This window comes from Sphingomonas sp. KC8, from assembly GCF_002151445.1.
Taxonomy (GTDB): domain Bacteria; phylum Pseudomonadota; class Alphaproteobacteria; order Sphingomonadales; family Sphingomonadaceae; genus Sphingomonas_E.
In genome coordinates, this window is the sequence record NZ_CP016306.1 from 1,591,456 (window position 1) to 1,611,444 (window position 19,989).

The following is a 19,989-nucleotide window of genomic DNA, read 5'->3' on the forward strand; positions in this document are numbered from 1 at the left end:
AAACCGGGATGACGGGCGTTAGTGTCTTACCCCAGCCGCGCGAGGGCGGCGCCGAGGCGTTCGGCTTCGGCCGAGCGTTCGGCATGGTCGGCGCGGGCCTTGGCGACGGCTTCGGGCTTGGCCTTTTCAGCAAAGCCGGGCGAGCCGAGCCGCTTGGCGAGCGCGTCGCGTTCCTTTTCAGCGCCCGCAATCGCCTTGGCGAGACGCGCCTTTTCGGCCGCCAGATCGATAACACCTTCCAGCGGCAGCACGAAGGTCGCTTCGTCGACCACCAACTGGGCTGCACCGCCAGCAGGGGCAGGATCGACGCGGACTTCGGAAATCCGCGCCAGCCGGGCGATGGCAGCGGCCTGCCGTTCGAGCCGTGCCAGCGTTTCCGGGCCGGCATCGCGAACATGCGCCGGAAGCTTGGCGCCCGGCGGCACGTTCAATTCCGAACGCGCGGCACGCACTTCGCTGACCAGGCGGATCAGCCAGTCGATTTCCTGCTGCGCGGCCGGATCGATCGCGCGGGCATCGGCCATCGGCCATTTGGCGAGGATCAGATCGTACGGACGATCGCCCAGCGCGTGCCACAGCTCTTCGGTGATGAAGGGCATGAACGGGTGGAGCATGACGAGGATCTGATCGAGCACCCAGCCGGCGACGGTGCGGGTTTCGGTGGCCCCTGCCCCGTCTTCGGCGAATAGCGGCTTGATCAGTTCGAGATACCAATCGCAGAAGGTGGCCCAGACGAACTGGTAGACGGTGTTCGCGCTTTCATCGAACCGCAGATCGGCGATCGCGAGATCGAGCGCCTGAACGGTCTTCACCGTCTCCGCAATGATCCAGCGGTTGACCGGCAGTTCGGCCACCGGCGGTTCCAGCGTCGACGATGCGCCGATGCCGTTGGACTGGGCGAACCGCGCGGCATTCCACAGCTTGGTCGCGAAGTTGCGATAGCCTTCGACCCGCTTTTCATCGAGCTTGATGTCGCGGCCCTGGCTTTCCATCGCGGCGAGCGTGAAGCGCAGCGCATCGGCGCCGAACTTGTCGATCAAGCCCAGTGGATCGACCGTATTGCCCTTGGACTTGGACATTTTCGCGCCGGTCGCATCGCGGACAAGGCCGTGGAGATACAGCGTCTTCCACGGCACTTCCTTCATGAAGTGCAGCCCCTGCATCGCCATCCGCGCATCCCAGAAGAACAGGATGTCGAAGCCGGAAATCAGCACGTCATTGGGATAATGCTTGGCGAGCTTGGCGGTATCATCGGGCCAGCCGAGCGTGCCGAACGGCCACAGAGCGGACGAGAACCACGTATCGAGCACGTCGCTGTCGCGGGTCAGCACCTTGTTGCCGGCCAGCGCCTGCGCGCCAGCTTCGTCTTCGGCGACGTACGGATTGCCGTCTTCATCATACCAGGCCGGGATCTGGTGGCCCCACCACAGCTGGCGCGAGACACACCATGGCTGGATATTTTCGAGCCAGTTGAACCAGGTCTTTTTCCAGGTTTCGGGCACGACGCGAATGTCGCCATTGCGCACCGCCGCGATCGCGGGCTTGGCCAGCGTTTCGGCATCGACATACCATTGATCGGTCAGCCACGGTTCGATCACCACGCCTGAGCGATCGCCATAGGGCGTCTGGATGGTGCGCGGTTCGGCGTCATGTTCGGCACCGTCCTTGTCCACATGCGGGATCAGGACACCATCCTGTTTCAGCCGTTCGACCACCAGCGCGCGCACGGCGAAGCGATCGAGGCCAAGATATTCGGCCGGGATCAGGCCATCGCTGGTCTGGATCACATTGGCGTCGGCATCGAGCATGTTGAGCATATCAGCCGGGCGGAACCCGGCGCGCTTGCCCACTTCGAAATCGTTGAAATCATGCCCCGGCGTGATCTTCACCGCGCCGGACCCCAGTTCGGGATCGGCATGGGTATCGGCGACGATGGGGATCAGCCGGCCGGTGATCGGCAGGCGAACCTTTTTGCCGATGAGCGCGATATAGCGTTCGTCTTCGGGGTTCACCGCGACCGCCATATCCGCGAGCATGGTTTCTGGCCGCGTGGTGGCGACGGTGATCGTGCCCGAACCATCTTCCAACGGATAGGAGAAGTGCCAGAACTTGCCGTTGATTTCGCGCGTTTCGACTTCGAGATCGGAAATCGCGGTCTTGAGGCCCGGATCCCAGTTCACCAGCCGCTTGTCGCGGTACAGCAGGCCCTGATTGAACAGTTCGACGAACACCTTGATGACGGCCTTCGAGAAGCCTTCGTCCATCGTGAAGCGTTCGTTCGCCCAATCGCACGATGCGCCCAGCCGCCGCAGCTGGCCGGTGATCGTGCCGCCGCTTTCGGCCTTCCATTCCCACACCTTGGCGATGAAATCGTCGCGCGAATAATCGGTGCGCTTTTCGCCCTTGGCGTTCATCTGCCGTTCGACCACCATTTGGGTGGCGATGCCGGCATGATCGGTGCCGACCACCCACAAGGCATCCTTGCCCTGCAAGCGCGCGTGGCGGATCAGGATATCCTGCAACGTATTATCGAGCGCGTGGCCGATATGCAGCGATCCCGTCACGTTGGGCGGCGGGATGACGATGGTATAGGGGGCCGCATCCGGCCGTTCGGGACGGAAACGCCCCTCCTGTTCCCAATGCTGATACCAGCGGGTTTCGATGGCGGCGGGGTCGAAGGTCTTGTCGATCGTCATGCCACGCGCTTTAGCGAGCCAAAGCGCGACAAGAAACCCGTTCCTTCAACCCCGCGACCGGGATCAGCCGGCTATTTTGCGTCGCCGGTCCACTGCTTCATCCAGCCGAGCGTTTCAGCATACCATTGCAGGCTGTTCTTCGGCTTCAATATCCAGTGGTTTTCATCCGGAAACACCACCAGCCGCGACGGAATTTCGCGCCGCTGGAGCGCGGTGAAGGCGGCCAGCCCCTGCGTGTAAGGGATGCGGAAATCCTTTTCACCGTGGATCACCAGCATCGGCGTTTTCCATGCCGTGACGTGATGCACCGGATTCCATTTTTCAAATTCCTGCGGGTTTTCGAAATAGGGGCCGCCATGTTCCCATTCGTCGAACCATAATTCTTCGGTTTCATAGGCCATGGCGCGGGCATCGAACACGCCGGCATGGGTGACGAGGCACTTGAACCCATCGGGCCACTGCCCCGCGATCCAGTTCATCATGTAGCCGCCATAAGAGCCGCCGAGCGCGCAGGCATTCTGGCCATCGAGCCAGCCAAATTTGGCGGTGGCGGCGGACAGGCCCTTTTTCAGATCTTCGAGCGGCTTGCCGCCCCAATCCTTGTTGATCGCATCGGTGAAGGCCTGGCCGTAACCAATGCTGCCATGGAAATCGACCATCACCGCGCCGAACCCCGCCGACGCGATCACCGCCGGATTCCAGCGATAGGACCAGCCATTGCCCAAGGTCGATTGCGGACCGCCATGGACGATATAGGCGATCGGCACTTGCGCGCCTTTCGCCAGACCGGCGGGTTTCAGCGCATAGCCCCACACCATATCCCCATTGGCCCCGGCAAAGCTGAAACGGGTGGCGATGGGCATGTCGACGCCGGCAAGTTTGCTGGCGTTGACCGAGGTCAGCCGCGATGGCTTGCCATATTCATCAAGCGCGAACAGATCGGCCGGCGCGGTCAGGCTGTCGAACGTATAGAGGATGCCATTGCCGACGGGGGCAAGGCCGCCGACCGATCCATCGCCCGTCAACCGGCGGACCTTGCCGCTAGCGACATCGACCTGAAAGATCGGCCGATCGAAATGATCGTGCGCGGTGACGAGCAGGCTGGCCGAATTGGGCGCCCACTGGATCGATTCGACCGAACGATCCCAGCCGTCCGTCAACACCCGCGTCTGGCCGGTGGCGATATCGCGCAGGTGGATGACCATGCGATCGGCTTCATAGCCGGGCCGCGCCATCGCCGCCCAGGCCAGCCATTTGCCATCGGGCGAAACGGCGGGGAAATTATCCACGCCCTTGTTATCGGGTGTCAGGTTGATCGGCTTGGCAGATCCATCGGCCGGCACGCTGAAGATATCGAGGTTGGTGGACAGCGATTCGATGCGCCCGGCTTCGCGCAGCGCGAAATAGACGGTCTTGCCATCGGGCGCCCACGCCACTTCTTCGGCCCCGCCCATCGGCTTGGACGGGGTATCGCCGATCAGCCCGCCCATCAGCGAAACACCAGCGCCCTGCGCCTTGCCATTGACCAGCGGCAGCACGAACAATTGCGAACGGGTGCCATCGGCCCATGTGTCCCAATGGCGGACGAACAATTGATCATACGCACGGCCGGAACCGGCATTGGCATCCTGCTTGGCCATCGCCGGTTCGAGTGAGGGAGCACCGGGACGCTTGTCCGCCCAGACCAGCAACTTGTCCCCAACGGGGGACAGGCGAAAACCGGAAATGCCCTGATTGCCGATCGTCACCGGTTCGGCGGTTCCCCCGACAGCGATGCGCCACACTTCGTTCGCGCCCGATTTGTCCGACAGGAACCAGACCGAGCCATCGGCGGCAAAGGCCGGCGCGCTTTCATTGACCAGCGGTTCGGCGGCCAGCTTTTCGGGGGCGGCCTTCTTCGCCTTCAGATCGAGCCGCCACAGATCGGTGCGGCCCTTGTTGGCGGCAAGATCGGTCTCGCGCTGTTGCCATACAGCCCAGCGGCCATCGGGCGACACGACGGGATCGGATATACGCGACAGGCCGACCAGATCCTGCGGGGTGAGCGGGCGGGCAGCGACGGAGGTAGCGGCCACGGCGAAGGCGAGCGCAGCAAGGCTCGCGGCGGGAAGCGTCTTCATGGCCGAAGGAAATAGGGCAAATGGGCCAGATTGAGCAACAGGGACGCTGGGTTGCGAATGCCCGGGGAACGGGATTGAGGCGGCTGGCGACGCGTATTTTATTATATTTCAAATGGATATTCGGCCTGAGAAAATACCACCCGGCCTACAACATCTTCACCCCGCCCCTGCCCCGCTATTCGGCAGACACCCATTTGATGATGTGCGTGGCCGCCAGCACCGGATCGCCGGCTTCATTCTCGATCGAAACCGCACCACCCATCCGCGCGCGTTCCACATCCATGCTGTCCACCACATAGCGGACGGTGATTGTCTCACCGATGGTGACGGGGCGCAGGAAACGCACGCGATCGAACCCCAGCGCCAGCGGCACGAAGGCATCCGACCCGGCAAGGCACGCCTCCGCCATCATCGTCGAGGCGCGCGAGGTGTAACCGAGCAGCAGCAGGCCATGCGCGATCCGGCCGCCGAACGGCGTGCGGCGCATATAGGCTTCGTCGATATGGTTGCGCGCGAAATCGCCGCTGATCCCGGCGAACAGCGACACATCGCTTTCCGTCACCGTCTTGGAAAAGCTGACTGCGGCCCCGATTTTGATCGTGGAGAGGAAATCCTGCATCGCCATCGTCAGACGCCTTCGACGATGAACATGCGATAATCCGCACCCTTCATGCGGTTGCTGCGCGCATCCTGATAGGCCGGGCTGTCATACCAGGCGCGGGCTTCGGCCATGGTGGGGAAGGAGATGATCACGGCACCTTCGGCCGGCTCGCCTTCGAGATGATCGATCTGGCCGTAGATCGCCAGCGGCGTCAGCGCATGATCGCCCCGCGCGGCCGTCGCCTTTTCCGAATAGATCGCCAATTCGGCGGCATCGCGGGTCCGTTCCCTCAGCATCACGACATAAGCGGTCATCAAACATCCTCTTGTCATTATGGTTTTCAGTGCCCGGTCACACCCATCGCGACCAGCAGCAACAGGAAGATCGTTGCCGAAACGCTGGCAGAGACGATCAGGAAGACGGTGCGCCACAATGCCCCGAACCAGCCGAGCGCATAGGCCCCGCGCAACTGGCGGTACATGTGCCATGGCGGGAAGACGATCAGGATCATGAGGATCGCCGCGCCGGGCAAGACCAAAGCGGCAAAGCTCATCAGCACCACCAGCAGCGTCATGGCCGCCAGCGAATAGATCGCGAAGATCGCATGATCGTACAGCCCGAACTGCCGCCGCCACGCGAACATCAGCCAGATGAACGGCAGCGAGATCGGGATCAGCGCCCAGGAGAATTTATAGGCGCTGGATTGCAGCTTGTAGAGCAGCAGGCTGGGGTTCGCGCGGGCCTTTTCGATACCCTTGTCGAGCGATTTCCAGCCGGTGCTGACCTGCATGCCCGGCTGACCGGCCTGTTCGGCCACCCGCCCGGCCATCATATTGGTGATCGCCATGTCGCGCTTCAGATTGGCAATCTGCTGGTTGATCGCGCGCGCATCGCCGCCGCTCGCCTTAAGCGCGGCGCTCTGGGCTTCCAGTTTCGCGATCTTGATCGCGGCCGCATCATTCTGCGCACCGATTTCGCGACGTGCTTCCTCCATGCCCATCGCGACGCCATCGACCGTGACCGGTGCGCCGGTGCTACGGATCGGCAAGCCGACCCACGAAAAGACCGCGACCATCAGGAAGACCGAAAACAGGAACAAGGCCAGCGGCGACACGAATTTCGCGCGTTCACCCTGCACATAACGCCGGGTGAGTTCGCCGGGACGCCAGGCCAGCAGCGGCAAGGTGCCCCACATCCGGCCTTCGAAATGAAAGACCCCGTGGGCGATATCGTGGATCAGCGCCATGATCGTGCGGTGCAGATGCGCGCCCTGCCCGCACTGGTGGCAGAAACGGCCGATCAGCGGGGTTCCGCAATTCAGGCAGGCCTGTTCGTGGGTGTGGCCGTCCGCATCCGGCCCGCCGCCGCCCGCCCCATCCACGGCGTGCGCGATCAATGCCCCGGTGGCGACGTTCGCCGCTGCGTCCAGTTCCCCTGCCATCGTACCACGATAGCCACCTCGCCATGGCGAAGCGAGAGGCGACATGATAGGGGCGATCCATCATGACCGAAGCCGCTACCATCGCCCAGCCCGCCCCCGCCATCGCAGCCGAGGCGCTGATCAACGATATGGGCCGCCGCGCCCGCGCCGCCGCGAAAATCCTTGCGCGGACGCCAACCGCCACCAAGGCCGCCGCCCTGCGCGCCGCCGCGAATGCGATGCGCGCCGCCGAGGCCGATATCCTGGCCGCCAACGCCGCCGATATGGCGCGCGGCGCGGACAATGGCCTCAGTCCGGCGATGCTCGATCGGCTGAAGCTCGATCCCGCGCGGCTGGCGGGCATCGCCGCCGGGCTGGACGCGGTGGCCGGCCTCGACGATCCGGTCGGCCGGGTGATCGACACCGCGACGCGGCCCAACGGCCTGGCCCTCAGCCGCGTGCGCGTGCCGCTGGGCGTCGTCGGCATCATCTATGAAAGCCGCCCCAATGTGACGGCGGACGCCGGCGCGCTGTGCCTGATGGCCGGCAACGCCGCGATCCTGCGTGGCGGTTCCGAAGCGATCGACAGCAGCCGGGCGATCCACGCCGCCTTGATCGCGGGGCTGGAAGCGACCGGATTGCCCGCCGACGCGATCCAGCTGGTTCCCGTCACCGATCGGGCCGTCGTGGGCGCGATGCTGAAGGCCGCCGGGCTGATCGACATCATCATCCCGCGCGGCGGCAAATCGCTGGTGGCGCGCGTGCAGAACGAAGCGCGCGTGCCGGTGCTCGCCCATCTCGACGGGATCAACCACACCTATATCCACGCCGCAGCGGACCCGGCAAAGGCGGCGGCGCTTGCCGTCAACGCCAAGATGCGCCGCACCGGCGTGTGTGGCGCGACCGAAACGCTGCTGATCGACCGCGCCTATCCCGCGCCGATGGCGGTGCTGGCCGCCTTGCTGGATGCCGGATGCGAACTGCGCGGCACCCGCGATGTCCAGTCGCTCGATCCGCGCATCCTGGCTGCCGGCGACGAGGATTGGGACACCGAATATCTCGACGGCATCTGCGCGGTGAAGCTGGTCGACGGGGTGGACGAAGCGATGGACCATATCGCCGCGCACGCATCGCACCATACCGACGCGATCGTCACGGAGGATATCGCCGCCGCCGAACGCTTCCTGGCCGAAGTCGATTCGGCGATCGTGATGTGGAACGCATCCACCCAGTTCGCCGATGGCGGCGAATTCGGGCTGGGCGCCGAAATCGGCATTTCGACCGGCCGGCTGCACGCGCGCGGCCCCGTCGCGCTGGAAGGGCTGACGACCTATAAGTGGGTGGTGCGCGGCACGGGACAGGCCCGGCCTTGAGCCGTGGCAGAACGACCACCGGCCTTCTCGGCGGATCGTTCAACCCCGCGCATCGCGCGCACCGCAAGGTGACGCTGGCGGCAATCGAAGCGCTGGGGCTGGATGAAGCCTGGTGGCTGGTATCGCCGGGCAATCCGCTGAAGGATGGCGCGACGGACATGGCACCACTGGCCACAAGGCTGGCCAGCGCGCAGGCGATGGCGCGACGCGCACCGATTCGGGCAACCGCGATCGAACGCCAGCTGGGTACGCGCTACACCGCCGAAACGCTGGAAAAACTGGTCCGCCGCTACCCGGACCGCCGGTTTATCTGGCTGATGGGATCGGACAATCTGGTGCAGTTTCATCGCTGGCGCGACTGGCGACGGATCGCCCGGACGGTTCCGATTGCTGTTATCGCCCGTCCGGGCTATGATGCTGCAACCCATGCTACGAGGGCAATGGGCTGGCTGCGGCGTTTCGTCCGGCCCGCAGGCCAGGCGCGAAACTGGACGACGTGGAGACCGCCGGCGCTTGTGCTGCTGCGCTTTCGCCCTGATCCTGGTTCCGCCACGCGCTTGCGGGCTGCAAACCCGCGTTGGTTTCACGCATTTCACAACCACGCACTGCGCGACCCCGTGACGCGCAGGCGTATCGTTTAGGAGGCACTTTGCCCGCCAGTACCGCCGCCCAGCAGGGCACCAACGAACCCGAGCCTTCCGCTGTGCTTCATCAGCTCGTGCTCAGTTCGCTTGACGACGATCAGGCCGTCGAAACCGTATCCATCCCGCTTGCCGGCAAAAGCAGCATCGCCGATTACATGGTGATCGCCAGCGGCCGTTCGACGCGCCAGGTGGCATCGATGGCGCAGAAGCTGGCCGAACGCATCAAGCGCGAAACCGGCCGCAGCTGCCGGATCGAAGGGCTGCCCACGGCAGACTGGGTGCTGATCGACGCCAATGACGTGATCGTGCACCTGTTCCGCCCGGAAGTGCGCAGCTTCTACAATCTCGAACGGATGTGGGGCTTCGAAGAAGAACGCAAGCCGATCGGCGACGTCGCCGACGACGCCTGACGCGTTGCTGCTGCACATCGTCGCGCGGGGCAAGATCGGCCGCAGCCCCGAGGCGGAGCTGGTCGATCGCTATCTGAAGCGGATTGCGTGGCCGACCCGCGTGACGGAACTGCCCGACAAAGGCGGCCGTGCACCCGCGCTCGATTCCGATGCGATCCTGGTTGCGATGGACGAAAAAGGCCAGCAACTGGGATCGCTCGCTTTCGCTGAAAAACTGGGCCGCTGGCGCGATGACGGGCGACGCGAAACGCGCTTCCTGATCGGCGCGGCGGACGGCCTTGAGCCGGCGGACCGCGACCGCGCGGATCTGCTGCTGGCGTTCGGCGCGGCAACATGGCCGCACATGCTGGCCCGCGCGATGCTGGCCGAACAATTGTGGCGGGCCACCAGCATTCTTGCCGGCCACCCCTATCACCGCGAGGGCTGATCCATGCCGCGCGCCATCCTGATCGCGGCCGGCATGGCCACCATCGCGACGGCAGGACTGGCAATCGCACAATCCGGCCCACCCGCGACCGAAGCCATCGAACAGGTCCATCAGGACGCGGCCGACGCGCAAAACCGTTCGATCGCACTGGAGGCCGCGGCCGCACGCGCGATCGACGATGCGGCCAAGGCCCGCGCCGCCGAAGCCGCCATCGGCGTCCGCATCGTCGCGGCCGAAAAAGAGATCGACACGGCCGAGGCCAATGTCCGCCGGGTGGCCACCCTGCGCGCCGGGCAGCGCGCCCGCCTGGCCGCCCAGCAGGAACCGATCGTGCGGCTGACCGCCGCGTTGCAGACAATGGCACGGCGCCCGCCGGCGCTGGTGCTGGTGCAGCCCGGTTCGCTGGCCGACGTCGTTCATGTCCGCGCCCTGCTTGATGCCCAGCTTCCCGTTGTTAAGGCCCGCACCGCCGGCCTGCGGGCCGAAGTGGCACGGGGGATCGCACTTCAGCAGCAGGCCGACATGGCCGCCACCCGCCTGCACGAAAGCCGGGAACGACTGGACGCCAATCGCGCCGAACTGGCCACGCTGGAGGCCGGCCACCGCGTTCGCGCGCAAATGCTGACGGACAATGCCCTCCATGAATCCGATCGCGCACTGGCGCTGGCCGAAGATGCGCGCGACATCGCCGATCTGGTCGACAAGCTCGACGCGCAGGCGGATCGGCGCGAACGGCTGGCGCGCCTGCCGGGACCGGTGCTTCGCCCGCCGGTGCCGGGCCGGGTCGATGTGCCCGCCCCCGATCTGCTGCCCCCCACCGCATCGCAGCTGGCCTATCGCCTGCCGGTGAACGGCCGGCTGGTGCGGGGGCTTGGCGAGGTTTCCGACGCCGGCGTCCGCGCGCGCGGGCTGACGATCAGCGCGCGCGCCAACGCCCAGGTGATCGCCCCGGCGCGCGGCCGAATCGCCTATGCCGGGCGGTTTCGCGGCTATGACAATATCGTGATCATCGAACATGGCGGCGGCTGGACCAGCCTTGTCACCGGGCTGGCCACATTGCGCGTCAATGTGGGCGATGCTGTCGATCAGGGCAGCCCGCTTGGCCGAACGCGGGGCGGCAAGGATGGCGTGACGGTGGAACTGCGCCGCAGTGGCGATCCGATCGATATCGTCGCCCTGCTCGGCCAGGCCCGCGGCTGACATCATTCAGCCCGGCTTCATCCTTTCCGATCAACTTTGCGCCATGCGGTCCGTTGCGCCAGCGGCCCTGTTGCACGGCCACGAAAAGCTGTAACGTGGTGTTACTATCCAGCGAAGGCACCTAGTCGATGGCCAAATTCCTGTTGCGTTCTGTTTTGCTTGTCGGTGCCGTGGCACTTACGCCGGCCATTACCGCCGCGATCGCCGCGACCGATGCGGAAACCTATCGCGAGATGGACCAGTTCATGAACGTGTTCGAGCGCGTGCGCGCTGAATATGTCGACAAGGTGGACGACAAGACGCTGATCAAGGGCGCGATCGACGGGATGCTGGCCAGCCTCGATCCGCACAGTTCCTATCTCGACGTGCGCGATTACCAGAATCTGCGGACGCAGACCGACGGCGCCTATGGCGGCCTTGGCCTGACCGTTTCGATGGAGGATGGCGCGGTCAAGATCATCGCCCCGACCGAAGATACGCCCGCGTTCAAGGCCGGGCTGAAGGCCGGCGACTATATCACCCACCTCGACGGTAAGCTGATCTATGGCGGCACACTGGACGAAGCCGTCGATCAGATGCGTGGCAAGCCGGGCACGGCCGTCAAGCTGACGATCGTGCGCCCAGGCCGCGACAAGCCGTTCGACGTCACGCTGGTCCGCGAAAGCATCACGCTGAAACCCGTGAAGTGGGAAATCAAGGACCGCGTTGGCATCGTCAACATCAACACCTTCAACAAGCAGACCGGCGAGGCGGTGCGCGCCGCGCTGGTGGCGATCGACAAGGCCGTCGGCGGGCAGCCGCTGGGCTATGTCGTCGATCTGCGATCCAACCCCGGCGGCCTGCTCGATCAGGCGATCGAAGTATCGGATGCCTTCCTGGAACGCGGCGAAATCGTATCGCAGCGCGGCCGCGAAAAGGGCGATATCGAACGTTATTATGCCCGGCCGGGCGATTTTTCGCATGGCCTGCCGATCATCGTGCTGATCGATGCCGGTTCGGCTTCGGCCGCCGAAATCGTGGCCGGCGCGCTGCAGGACAACCGACGCGGGCTGGTGATGGGCGAACGCAGTTTCGGCAAGGGATCGGTGCAGACGCTGCTGCCGCTGACCGACGAAACCGCGCTGAGGCTGACGACGGCGCGCTATTTCACGCCGTCGGGCCGATCGGTGCAGGAAGGCGGCATCCAGCCCGATATCCGCGTACCGCAGCTTTCCGACCCCGATTTCAAGGATCGCCCGCGCCTGCGCGAAGCCGATCTGCGCCGCCACCTGATCAACGAAGCCAAGGTGGACGAAAGCGTGATCGAGGATGACACCAAGACCGATCCGCGTTTCAGCCTGACCGCCGTCCAGCTGGAAAAGCAGGGCGTAAAGGATTTCCAGCTCGATTATGCGGTCAAGGCCATCGCCCGGCTGGGCAAGCCTGCCCCCGTCACCGTGGCCGCCGGATCCGCCGGCAAAGGCGGGCGCCGATAAGCGCCCCCTGCCCGCACGCCAGTCCGCAATGCCGGAACGCCGCGGTGCGCACCGACGCATCCGGCGGCCCCGCCGATGCTGCCTGACAGCCAGATCAAGGGTATTCCCCCGCTCATGACCCCGCTTGCCACCGCCCGCCTGCTCGCGCTGCTGCTGCCCACGGCCCTGATGGCCGGCGCGCTGGGATTGCAATATCTGGGCGGCCTGTACCCGTGCGAAATGTGCCACTGGCAGCGCTGGCCGCATTATGCGGCGATCGGGATCGCGATCCTTGCCTTCATCGTCCGCCCCGCCGCCCGGCCGCTGACGATGCTGGCCGCCGTAGCGATCATCATCAGCGGCGCGATCGGCGCGTTCCATGCCGGCGTCGAATATGGCTGGTGGGAAGGGCTGACCCAGTGCAGCACGATCAGTTCGTCGGGCGATGTGCTGGCCGATATCATGTCCGCCCCGCTGGTCCGCTGCGACGAGGTGCAATGGGCGCTGTTCGGAATTTCGCTTGCCGGATGGAATGCAATCATTTCCCTTGGCGGCGGAGCGGCTATACTGGCGCTATGCCTGAAACGCCCCCGCTGATGCCCCCGTCGAACAAGGCCCGCGCCTCGATGCTCCGCGTCGATCAGGCGGGCGAATATGGTGCGACACGGATTTATGCCGGCCAGCTGGCGGTGCTGGGCGATCATGGCCCCGGCAACCGCATGGTCGCGCGGATGGCGGCGCAGGAAGAACGGCACCGCGCCCGGTTCGACGCGATGATCGCCGAACGTGGCGTTCGCCCCACGCTCCTCCAGCCGATCTGGGATGTGGCCGGTTTCGCGCTGGGCGCGGCCACGGCCTTGATGGGGCCGAAAGCGGCGATGGCCTGCACCGCCGCGATCGAAACCGAAATCGACGCCCATTATGGCGAACAGCTCGACCAGTTGGGCGACAGCGACCCCGAACTGTCCGACGCGATCGCCGAATTTCGCGCCGAAGAGGCCGAACATCGCGAAATCGCCATCGCGGCAGGCGCGGAAGAGGCCCCGGCCTATCCGCTGCTGTCCGGTGCCATTCGCCTGGGGTGCCGGGCCGCCATCGCGCTGTCGAAGCGGATATGACGCCACGATATCATCACGGGACGGCACGATATTCCGTCAACCGGGCAGGAGGCCAAGACCTATGAAACCAGTCCTCGCACTCGGCCTTGGCCTGTTGGGGCTGACGCTCGCCAGCGGCCTTCCCGTGGCGCCCGCGATGGCACAGGCGGGCGACCGGCTGGTCACGATTTACGGCAATGACAAGTGCCCGCGCGACACGATCTGCGTGCGCGCCCCGGAAAACGAACGCTACCGCATTCCGGAACAATTGCGCGGCGAAAGTGGCGAGGCCGCCGCCGCCCGCTGGGGCGATCGCGCCAAGAGCCTGGAATATGTCGGCTCGTCCGGCACGATGAGCTGTTCGCCCGTCGGCGCCGGCGGCGCCAGCGGCTGTTTCCGCGAACTGGCCCGCAAGGCCCGCGAAGAACGCGCAGCACAGGGCCAGAAACCCGTCGTGGGATTCTGATTTCCCATTCAGGCCCAGGCCATGTCGATGATGGCCTTCTGCCGGTCATCCTCTGGAATATAGGAACCGCCCCATGCATCGCGCCGCGCTAACGCCCTTTGCGTTCCTTTGCCTGATGGTGGGCGCGGCGGGCGCGCATGCCCAGCCGGACGAAGTGCCGGCGGCGGCCGAACCGGCGGAAAAGATCGCATCGCTGGTCGTCTATGGCGACGATCCCTGCCCCCGCAGCAGCGCGGACGAAATTGTCGTGTGCGGCCGCGAACCCGAAAGCGAGCGCTACCGCGTACCGAAGCGTTTTCGTGGCAAGAAGGCCGAACCAGCGCAGGAATCCTGGTCGAACACGGTTCGGCAACTGGAATGGGTGAGCCGGGCGGGAACGCCCAATAGCTGTTCGCCCGTCGGATCGGGCGGCGCGACGGGCTGCTACCGCATGTTCATCGATCAGGCGCGCGCCGAACGCCGGCAGGCGCGTCAGGATGCGGCAGGGGTACCCTGAGCCACCGGCCGCCGATCACTCCACACCACGATATATTCGCGCGGCACACTCGACCAGCCTTCATTCGGCCGCCGGATGAGCGGCGTGGCGCAGCGTTCGCAGGTTCCGAAAAACAAGCCGTCATTCCACACGCCATCAGACGCATGACGATGTCGACCCAGCCTGCACAGCATGGACATGGCGACCCCTTGTTCCCGACGCATATCGCCGATCGGATTTGCCGATCCACCGCGCCCGTTATTTGCTGGACGCTAGTCTGACATGGTTAATCATTCGCCAACAAGCGAATAATGGCGTCACGCCCGCAGGCGGGCGAACCCCTTGCGCAGCAGCCAGCCAAACGCCAGCCCCACCAGAATGGCCCCGCAGTCCGCCAGAAAATCAGCGGCGCTGGCATCACGACGCAGGATCGGGATCGCCTGCGTCACCTCGATCAGCGCGCCGAAGCCGGCCAGCATCAGGCCGGCCCGCCACACCGCCACGCCACGCCACGCCAGCGCCGCCAGCAGCGCAAGCGTGAAGAAGGCGATCATATGTTCGACCTTATCCGACGACGCGATTCGCGGCGCATCCGCCGCCGGAACAATCGCGGCGACATAAGCGAAGATCAGCGCCGCCCAGAAAAGCGGCTTCAAAATCCGGTCGATCGCATCCATCGGCGCCATCTAGCGTCGAAATGGCGGAATGGTCGATATGGGTTTTGGGAAAAGCGCCGTTGGCGCGGACGAAGCGGTGCGCCGCATCGTCAAACCGGCTGGCTGCCATAGCCGGGAGGCGTATTCGCCTGCGCTGGATGCGTATCGGGCCGATACTCGCCGATCTGGCGGCCACATCCGTTTAGGGAAACGGCGGAGCCAGCAGGCCCCGCCGTGATCCGTCTTACTTCTTGCCGAGCGTGAGACCGCCGAAACGCTTGTTGAAGCGTGCGACCTGGCCACCGGCGTCGAGCAGGGTCGACTTGCCACCGGTCCATGCCGGGTGGACGGTCGGGTCGATGTCGAGCTGCAGCGTATCGCCTTCCTTGCCCCAGACCGAACGCGTCTCGAAGACGGTGCCGTCCGTCATCTGGACCTTGATCATGTGGTAATCGGGATGGATGTCGTTCTTCATCACGCAGGCTCCTGAATGACTGGTTACCGACCAGCCGGGGCAATAAAGGCGCGGCCATAGCCGTGGCGCCGGCAATTGACAAGGCCGCCGCCGCACCCGATCCCCGCGACATGAAGATCCTGGGCGCGATATTCGCGGGCGGCGCAGCCCGCCGGTTCGGTGGCGACAAGCACGCCGCGATGATCGACGATCACGCGATGATCGATCATGTCGTTGCACGGCTCGCCGCGCAATGCGACGCGGTGGTCGTCGTTGGCCGCGCCTGGCCGGGGCTGACCGATGTGGCCGACGCCCCTGCCCCCGGCCTTGGCCCATTGGGCGCGTTGGCGGGCGCGCTGGCATATGCGCAGGCATCGGGATTTGATCTGGTACTGACCAGCGGCTGCGACCTGCCCGATATCCCGCTTGATCTGGCGACGCGGCTAAGCCCCGCCCCCGCCGTGGTGGCTGGCCAGCCCTTGCTCGGCCTGTGGCCATCGGCATCGGCCGACCGGCTGATCGAATGGCTGGTGGCTGGCGAGGACCGCGCGATGCGGGCGTGGATCGCACGGATGGCCGCGCGCCGGGTGGCGCTGGCGGCCGACCCGGCAAACATCAATACGCAGGCTGATCTTGCGCGCTATGTCGCAGGCTTCAAGCCGCCGGCGGATCCGCGATCATCGCGGTGAAATTGGCCTGCGCGGCCACCTTGCCATCGACCAGCGCACGGCCGGCGAACTTGCAGACCGATGCCCGTTTCTGGACAAATTCCACTTCAAGCCGCAGCAGCACGCCCGGTTCCACCGGAACACGGAACTTCGCTTCGTCGATCGCCATGAAATAAACGAGCTTACCCGATCCGGCGAGGCCAAGCGATTCGACCGCCAGCACGCCGGCGGCCTGCGCCAGCGCCTCGACGATCAGTACGCCGGGCATGATCGGCCGGCCCGGAAAATGCCCCTGGAAGAAAGGCTCGTTGATCGTCACCGCCTTGATCGCGGCGATCGACCGGTCGAGGATCAGTTCCTCGACACGATCGACCAGCAGCATCGGATAGCGGTGCGGCAGCGCCGCCAGGACCCGCCGGATATCCAGCGGGCCAAGGTTCGCGGCAGGTGCGTCGTCGCTGGTGCCGTTCATTGCGATCAGCGGCTCGGCGGGGTCGCAGGCGCTGCGGGGGCCGTGGTGCTGACGCTGGGCAACTGGGTGTTGAGCTGCGTCATCACATCGTTGGTGACGTCGATCGCGGACGCGGCAGCAAGCGTCGCCTGCGTATCGAGCGCAAGGTTCGCACCACGCGCCGTCATCACCTGCGCGATGATCGGATCAAGCTTCGCACCGATCTGCTGGGCGACATACTGACGGTTGCGCTGGAAGGCCTGCTGACGCTGCTGAAGCTGCGTGTTGGCGGCGGCTTCCTTGGTTTGCAGCGCCTGGATACGGGCCTGCAGCGCGGGATCGGGTGCGGTCTTGCCTTCGGCAGCCTTTGAAATTGCTTCGGCTTCGGTGCGCAACGGCGTGCCCAGCGTCTGCTGCAGCGTCTGGATCTGCTGCGCCTGTGCCTGCAACTGCGTCTGCGCCGCCTTGCACGCGGTGCATTCGGCATAGATGCGCTGCGTATCGACGGTGACGATTACCGCACCCGGGGCTTTCTGCTGCGCCGAGGCGACACCCGGAACCGCGAACATGGCGGCCGCCAGGGTGACCGTCTTCAAAATGGTCTTCATCAGAATTGTGTCCCTACGTTGAAGGTGAAGAGCTTGGTATCGTCGCCCTTATGTTTCACAAGCGCCTTGGCGATATCAATGCGGAACGGCCCGAACGGTGAGTTCCAGTTAACCCCGAAACCGACCGAAACGCGGGGTTTCCAGGTATTTCCAAGGAACTCTTCGGTGAACGGCGTGATGCTGTTCGTCGCCGCGGTGTTGGCCACGGTGCCCGAACATATGGTGCCGCCCGAAGCGATCTGCCCGGTCGCGCAGGTCGTATAGGTGCCGGCGTTCGTCTGGCCGGCCGGGATCAGATAAAGCGGATTGCCCGCCGTATCACGAACCGGTCGCACGATCGGATCGACGATGCCGTCGCCATCCGTATCGACGAACGTCGCCGTGGGATTGGGCTTCTTGACGCCGAAAACCGAACCGACATCGAGGAACAGCGACGGGCGCAGACCCATTTCACGAGCACCCGAACCGAGCGGAATTTCAAGCTCCGCACGGCCCCGATAATAATAGCGGCCACCCAGCGCATCGTCCGAATATTCAGTACCATCCAGATAGACGCGCTTCACCCGCGGACCGATGCCGCGAATATCGAAGCCGCGCATCTGCGGTTCACCCAGGAAGAAACGATCCGTCAGGCGCACCGCATCGACGCCCGCACCCGAACTACCGCCCAGCGGCAGGATCGCGCCGCCCTCCCCGCCGAGCGAGAAGATGAAGCCGCTGCCGACATTCCAATATTTGTCGCCGTTCAGGCGGGTGCGGATATATTTGACGCTGCCGCCGACACCCGCGAAATCCTGACTGAGGATCACGCGTTGGCCGCGGCTGGGCCTGACCCGATTGTTGAGATTGTCGAACACCAGGCTGTAGCCGATCGACGACGTAGTCCGCTTGCCGATGGCATCGCACAGGTACCGACCGGCCAGGAGCGGATCGCATTCCGCGTCGCCATCGCCATCGGTGTCATAATAGAAGGTGTTCTTGTCGAGCGAGACGTCGTCAAAGCTCAGGCCGTAGCGCAGCGCGAGGCTGACATATTCGGTGAGCGGCACGCCGAGACGGATCTGGAAACCTGTCGTCGTCTGTTCGTACGTCGTCTGGCGATCGTTATTATTGATGTAATTGAACGAGTTGTAATCGCGCCGGAAGATATCGCCGCCAATCGCGATATTCTTGTCGAACAGATATGGTTCGGTGAAACCGGCCTCGATCGACTTGGAATAGCTGGAATAATTGACGCTGGCGCGAATTTCCTGGCCCTTGCCCATGAAGTTGCGTTCGCGGATCGACAGATCGACGATGAACTTTTCAAGGCTGGAGAAGCCGGCCGACACCTGAAGTTCGCCGGTCGATTTTTCTTCGACATTGGCTTCGAGCACGACGCGATCGGGCGCGGAGCCGGGCTTCTGTTCGATCTCCAGCTTTTCCTGGAAATAACCGAGCGACTGGATGCGATCGCGCGAACGTTTCACCCGGAAGCTGTTGAACGCATCCCCTTCCGTCAGACGAAATTCGCGACGGATCACCTTGTCCTTGGTGTGGGTGTTGCCGTTGATGTTGATGCTTTCGACATAGACACGTGGCGAATCGTTCACCTTGAAGGTGACCGACATCGTGAGCGCATCCTTGTCGCGCACGAAATCAGGGCGAACATCGGGGGTGAAGCCGAGCAGGCCCGTCGTCTCGGTGATCCCGTCGACCGTATCTTCGACCAGCTTGGCGTTGTACCAGTCGCCCTTCTTGATGCGGATCAGCGCCTTGAGCGTATCGGGCTTGATATCGCGAATTTCGCTTTCCGCGCCGATATCGCCGAATTTGTAACGATCGCCTTCCTCGATGACATAGGTGATGATGAAATCACGCTTGTCGGGCGTGAGTTCGGCCACCGCCGAAATCACGCGGAAATCGGCATAGCCGTTCGTCAGATAGAATTGGCGCAGCTTCTGCTGGTCATAGGCCAGCTTATCCGGGTCATAGCTGTCGCCCGACGAGAAGAAGCGGTAGAAACGCGACTCCTTGGTCGCCATTTCGCTGCGCAATTCGCCGGCATCGAACGCCTTGTTGCCGATGACGTTGATCTGGCGGACCTTGGATTTGGCGCCCTCGTTGATCTCGAACACGATATCGACGCGGTTCTGATCGAGCTGCACCATCTTCGGTTCGACGGTCGCGGCGAAACGCCCCTGGCGGCGATACAGTTCGATGATGCGGGCGACGTCCGCCCGCGCCTTGGAACGGGTGAAAATCTGCCGCGGCGCAAGCCGGATTTCGGGACGGATCTTTTCGTCCTTCAGCCGCTTATTGCCTTCCAGCACGATGCGGTTGATCACCGGATTTTCGCGGATCTGAATGGTCAGCGCGCCCGCATCGTCGCGGATCTGGACGTCGGCGAACAATTCGGTCGCGTAAAGATCCTTCAGCGCCTGATCGAGCGTTTCGCGCGTGTAAGGATCGCCGGCCTTAAGCTTGATGTAGGAGCGCACCGTATCCGGTTCGAGCCGCTGCGACCCCGCCACATTGACCGAGCGAACGATGCCGCTGCCCGGAAGCGGCGCCACCAGTGGCCCGTCCGGCATCGGCGCCGGCGCAACGGCCTGCGCCTGGACCATGCCGGGCAATCCGCCCAGCACCGTGCCGATCAGCAACATCGGCGCGATCCGCCGGAGCGACTTCGTGGCCTGCTGTCCGCCCCCGATGGTTCGTCCCTTGATTGCCGTCACACGCACCCGCCCTTGTCCCAGATTTGCCGCCACCCGATTGGATCGCGCCATT

Annotated in this window: 21 protein-coding genes; 11 read left to right on the plus strand and 10 right to left on the minus strand. The window is 64.5% G+C overall.

What is annotated here, in order from left to right:
- Positions 1-26 precede the first annotated feature (26 nt).
- The 5 genes from KC8_RS07515 to KC8_RS07535 all read right to left on the minus strand — a co-directional run bounded on the left by KC8_RS07515 (position 27) and on the right by KC8_RS07535 (position 6,903).
- On the minus strand, positions 27-2,696 hold the full coding sequence (locus KC8_RS07515; RefSeq protein ID WP_010127700.1) for a valine--tRNA ligase: 2,670 nt from the start codon (positions 2,694-2,696) through the stop codon (positions 27-29).
- Positions 2,697-2,767: 71 nt separating this feature from the next.
- Entirely contained in the window at positions 2,768-4,816 is a 2,049-nt protein-coding gene (locus KC8_RS07520) for a S9 family peptidase (RefSeq protein WP_010127701.1), read from the minus strand.
- Between the two features lie 175 nt (positions 4,817-4,991).
- Positions 4,992-5,441 carry a MaoC family dehydratase gene (locus tag KC8_RS07525; protein ID WP_010127702.1) on the minus strand — a complete coding sequence of 150 codons (450 nt, stop codon included), beginning with the start codon at positions 5,439-5,441 and terminating at the stop codon, positions 4,992-4,994.
- Between the two features lie 2 nt (positions 5,442-5,443).
- Complete coding sequence (locus tag KC8_RS07530; protein WP_010127704.1) at positions 5,444-5,731, minus strand: DUF1330 domain-containing protein; 288 nt, start codon at positions 5,729-5,731, stop codon at positions 5,444-5,446.
- Positions 5,732-5,757: 26 nt separating this feature from the next.
- Positions 5,758-6,903 (minus strand): DUF3667 domain-containing protein, encoded by a 1,146-nt coding sequence (locus tag KC8_RS07535; RefSeq protein ID WP_232455660.1) that lies wholly within the window; start codon positions 6,901-6,903, stop codon positions 5,758-5,760.
- Positions 6,904-6,920: 17 nt separating this feature from the next.
- Between KC8_RS07535 and KC8_RS07540 the strand changes: the two genes are divergently transcribed.
- From KC8_RS07540 to KC8_RS07585, 10 genes are all read left to right on the plus strand, one after another.
- On the plus strand, positions 6,921-8,210 hold the full coding sequence (locus tag KC8_RS07540; protein WP_010127706.1) for a glutamate-5-semialdehyde dehydrogenase: 1,290 nt from the start codon (positions 6,921-6,923) through the stop codon (positions 8,208-8,210).
- Positions 8,174-8,851 (plus strand): nicotinate-nucleotide adenylyltransferase, encoded by a 678-nt coding sequence (locus tag KC8_RS07545; RefSeq protein WP_010127707.1) that lies wholly within the window; start codon positions 8,174-8,176, stop codon positions 8,849-8,851. Before KC8_RS07540 ends, KC8_RS07545 begins: the two co-directional genes overlap by 37 nt.
- An 8-nt stretch (positions 8,852-8,859) precedes the next feature.
- A complete protein-coding gene (gene rsfS, locus KC8_RS07550) occupies positions 8,860-9,264 on the plus strand; it encodes a ribosome silencing factor (protein WP_010127708.1) in 405 nt (134 codons plus the stop codon).
- 4 nt (positions 9,265-9,268) lie between these two features.
- Entirely contained in the window at positions 9,269-9,691 is a 423-nt protein-coding gene (locus tag KC8_RS07555) for a 23S rRNA (pseudouridine(1915)-N(3))-methyltransferase RlmH (protein ID WP_010127709.1), read from the plus strand.
- Between the two features lie 3 nt (positions 9,692-9,694).
- Positions 9,695-10,891, plus strand: coding sequence for a murein hydrolase activator EnvC family protein (locus tag KC8_RS07560; protein WP_010127710.1), 1,197 nt, complete (start codon positions 9,695-9,697; stop codon positions 10,889-10,891).
- Between the two features lie 128 nt (positions 10,892-11,019).
- On the plus strand, positions 11,020-12,366 hold the full coding sequence (locus KC8_RS07565; protein WP_010127712.1) for a S41 family peptidase: 1,347 nt from the start codon (positions 11,020-11,022) through the stop codon (positions 12,364-12,366).
- 75 nt (positions 12,367-12,441) lie between these two features.
- Positions 12,442-12,942, plus strand: coding sequence for a disulfide bond formation protein B (locus KC8_RS07570; protein ID WP_010127713.1), 501 nt, complete (start codon positions 12,442-12,444; stop codon positions 12,940-12,942).
- The gene (locus tag KC8_RS07575) at positions 12,921-13,463 is read left to right on the plus strand and encodes a demethoxyubiquinone hydroxylase family protein (RefSeq protein ID WP_050805478.1); all 543 of its coding nucleotides are present in this window, start codon (positions 12,921-12,923) and stop codon (positions 13,461-13,463) included. Before KC8_RS07570 ends, KC8_RS07575 begins: the two co-directional genes overlap by 22 nt.
- 61 nt (positions 13,464-13,524) lie before the next feature.
- Positions 13,525-13,908 (plus strand): hypothetical protein, encoded by a 384-nt coding sequence (locus KC8_RS07580; RefSeq protein ID WP_010127715.1) that lies wholly within the window; start codon positions 13,525-13,527, stop codon positions 13,906-13,908.
- Between the two features lie 73 nt (positions 13,909-13,981).
- On the plus strand, positions 13,982-14,404 hold the full coding sequence (locus KC8_RS07585; protein WP_010127716.1) for a hypothetical protein: 423 nt from the start codon (positions 13,982-13,984) through the stop codon (positions 14,402-14,404).
- A gap of 296 nt (positions 14,405-14,700) precedes the next feature.
- Here KC8_RS07585 and KC8_RS07590 read toward each other — a convergent pair whose 3' ends face one another.
- Both KC8_RS07590 and rpmE read right to left on the minus strand, forming a co-directional pair.
- On the minus strand, positions 14,701-15,060 hold the full coding sequence (locus KC8_RS07590) for a hypothetical protein (protein WP_010127717.1): 360 nt from the start codon (positions 15,058-15,060) through the stop codon (positions 14,701-14,703).
- Between the two features lie 223 nt (positions 15,061-15,283).
- Positions 15,284-15,514 (minus strand): 50S ribosomal protein L31, encoded by a 231-nt coding sequence (rpmE, locus tag KC8_RS07600; RefSeq protein WP_010127721.1) that lies wholly within the window; start codon positions 15,512-15,514, stop codon positions 15,284-15,286.
- Between the two features lie 62 nt (positions 15,515-15,576).
- On the opposite strand from rpmE, the gene mobA reads away from it, so the two are divergent.
- On the plus strand, positions 15,577-16,182 hold the full coding sequence (mobA, locus tag KC8_RS07605) for a molybdenum cofactor guanylyltransferase (protein ID WP_010127722.1): 606 nt from the start codon (positions 15,577-15,579) through the stop codon (positions 16,180-16,182).
- On the opposite strand, the gene fabZ is transcribed toward mobA, so the two are convergent.
- From fabZ to bamA, 3 genes are read right to left on the minus strand one after another with little or no spacing between them, the layout of a single operon-like run.
- The gene (gene fabZ / locus KC8_RS07610; RefSeq protein ID WP_010127723.1) at positions 16,148-16,633 is read right to left on the minus strand and encodes a 3-hydroxyacyl-ACP dehydratase FabZ; all 486 of its coding nucleotides are present in this window, start codon (positions 16,631-16,633) and stop codon (positions 16,148-16,150) included. The genes mobA and fabZ overlap by 35 nt on opposite strands.
- Before the next feature lie 5 nt (positions 16,634-16,638).
- On the minus strand, positions 16,639-17,220 hold the full coding sequence (locus KC8_RS07615; RefSeq protein WP_010127724.1) for an OmpH family outer membrane protein: 582 nt from the start codon (positions 17,218-17,220) through the stop codon (positions 16,639-16,641).
- Positions 17,220-19,988 carry an outer membrane protein assembly factor BamA gene (gene bamA / locus KC8_RS07620; protein WP_010127725.1) on the minus strand — a complete coding sequence of 923 codons (2,769 nt, stop codon included), beginning with the start codon at positions 19,986-19,988 and terminating at the stop codon, positions 17,220-17,222. The genes KC8_RS07615 and bamA overlap by 1 nt, the downstream gene beginning before the upstream one ends.
- Position 19,989 lies beyond the last annotated feature (1 nt).